The organism is Ruminococcus callidus ATCC 27760 (assembly GCF_000468015.1).
Taxonomy (GTDB): domain Bacteria; phylum Bacillota; class Clostridia; order Oscillospirales; family Ruminococcaceae; genus Ruminococcus_C; species Ruminococcus_C callidus.
In genome coordinates, this window is record NZ_KI260418.1 from 1 (window position 1) to 1,797 (window position 1,797).

Sequence of the window (1,797 nt, forward strand, 5' to 3'; positions counted from 1 at the left end):
TGAAGGGAAATTTGCAAGCAGATGGCGTGCAAAGGTCGCCTGACGCTCTTTGTGCGGTATTGCCTCAATTCTCTATTATAATACAAAACCGACTTTTTTGCAAGTAGGCGAAAAAGCGTTTTTTCGTGAACCTTTTTGGACAATACCGCAAAAAACCGGCTGCCGCAGTATTTTCTCTGCGACAGCCGGTTTTAGAGCAATACCGCACAAAGAGCGTCTGGCGACTTTGTGCGGTATTGCCTTAGAAATTATTCAATATTATTCCGGACGAGTACCGGTGTTGACATCTGCTGGCATGCTTTCGATTTCCGGTTTTGCATCCAGATGCAGCTTCTTGGCAACGTCGGGATTGTAGTTGATCTGATACAGATCCGATTCCATTGCCATAACTTCCTTGATCTGATACGCCTTGAACATCGGTCGCTTCATCACACACTTGATCCAGAGCACAGCGTAGACGGACAAAATCGCAACAGTAATCACGAAAATCAAATAGATCCGCTTTTTGACTTCCCAGCTGGAGTCAATATTGTAGATCATAAAGCCGTTGCCGATAATACCGATGATCGGAATCAGCGGGCCAAAGGGCAGCTTGAAAGTTCTGGGGGCTTTCGGCAGACGCTTCCGGAGAATCAGCACATCAAAATGCAGAATGATGTAGGAGGAGATCCAGAAAGTACAGCCCGTCAGAATCAGGAATGTCAGCTGATCGCTGGTGGAAAGTCCGGTGATGTTGATGAGAATCATTACCGCAGCCACCAGCAGCAGTCCTACATAAGGTGTTCCACGCTTGTTCTTCCGCATGAAAACAGAAGGCAGCAGCTGGATCTTTGCCATACCGGAACAAATCTGTGCAATGGAAAACATCGCCGTGTTCAGCGTGCTGATTACAGCCAGCAGGGAGATCACCGTCATCCAGATCGTGCCGACCTTACCGTACAGCAGTGAACCGTACAGGATATGCGGCACAGTGCTTACACCCAGTTCGTCCCAGGGGGTGTAGTGGCTGAAACCAATGACCATGAAGATCTGCATCACCAGAATGGCAACCAGACTGATGACCATGCCAAACGGCACCTTTTTCCGCGGGTTCTTCACCTGTGTGGAAATCGGCACGATAAACTCTACCCCGATAAACAGGAAGAATGCCAGTCCCAGCAGAGAGAACACATCACCGGGCTTTGAGGAAAGCACTGCCGGCTGTTCCACGACCTGACCGGTGCCAAGCTTGATCGTTCCCATAATGCCCAGAAACAGCAGCGAACCGATCAGCCCGTATGCCACAATGTTCTGCACCTTGGCGAACATATCCACGCCGAACAGGTTCAGTCCCAACAGAATCAGGATCAGCACAATGGAATACACAGATCCCGGTATCGGCACACCTGTCAGCACATTGCTCAAGGTATTGCCGAACATTGCCGCTTCGGAACTGCCCATGATTGTCTGACATGTCAGATAACCGCCCACAGTAATGACAATGGACACAAACGGTCCGAAACATGCCAGTGTATACTGTGCCATGCCGCCGGTCAGGTTCGGCATCAGGGCATTCAGTTCACAAATTGAAAATGCAGTCAGAATGTTAAAAGCACAGGCAATTGCCATTGTAATGATAAACGGCAGACCAATGGTCGATGCTCCCTGCCCGATAGAAAGCAGACAGCTTGTGGCGATAATCAGTCCCACACCGGTTGCCACAATACTGGGCAGCCCCAACTTTTTCTCTTGCATTACGCTCAACTCTTTTCAAACACTTATTTAGGAAACACAGAATAAAGCTTGTGCGTAAGATGC

The 1,797-nt window shown here is 49.0% G+C and carries 1 protein-coding gene; it reads right to left on the reverse strand.

Features of this window, described 5'->3' with window-relative positions; translation table 11 throughout:
• Positions 1-258: 258 nt before the first annotated feature.
• The gene (locus tag RUMCAL_RS09210) at positions 259-1,734 is read right to left on the reverse strand and encodes an APC family permease (protein WP_021682500.1); all 1,476 of its coding nucleotides are present in this window, start codon (positions 1,732-1,734) and stop codon (positions 259-261) included.
• Between the last annotated feature and the right edge of the window lie 63 nt (positions 1,735-1,797).

Coding starts and splice junctions, on each gene's coding strand:
- RUMCAL_RS09210 (WP_021682500.1), bottom strand. CDS start 1,734: ATGCAAGAGAAAAAGTTGGGGCTGCCCAGTATTGTGGCAACCGGTGTG.